The sequence below is a fragment of the Bacillus pretiosus genome (assembly GCF_051294775.1).
GTDB classification, from domain to species: Bacteria; Bacillota; Bacilli; order Bacillales; family Bacillaceae_G; genus Bacillus_A; species Bacillus_A wiedmannii.
This window is the reverse complement of record NZ_JBPPHF010000197.1, coordinates 1-305: the sequence shown is the minus strand read 5'-3', so window position 1 is coordinate 305 and position 305 is coordinate 1. Positions and strand designations below refer to the sequence as shown.

The 305-nt window shown below is 33.1% G+C and carries 1 pseudogene; it reads left to right on the top strand.

The features are described 5' to 3' along the window. Nucleotides 1-237 (top strand): annotated as a pseudogene (locus ACSG5Z_RS30490) (hypothetical protein); the annotation flags it as partial. Nucleotides 238-305: the final 68 nt, after the last annotated feature.

The following is a 305-nucleotide window of genomic DNA, read 5'->3' as shown; positions in this document are numbered from 1 at the left end:
CCTTGGATCCCAATTGCGATGAAAGCTTTACCACCGGAAGTACACGTATCTTTCGGAACACCGAATCCTGCATTTTTACAGCAAATTCAAATTTATTTTAAGAGAAATAGTGTACCATTTCAATGTAAACATAATGAAGTATCATTTATTGAGCAAGGATATGCATTTTCAATTGTGCATACACCACATTTTCCTTCCGATATTCCTAGTAAATTAACCTTACCACTTTCTATTTAAGGATAGAAAGTGGTAAGTTTTTTATCTTTTCGTGGAGAAAGGTTTTAGTATAATTACACTGAGGTTAT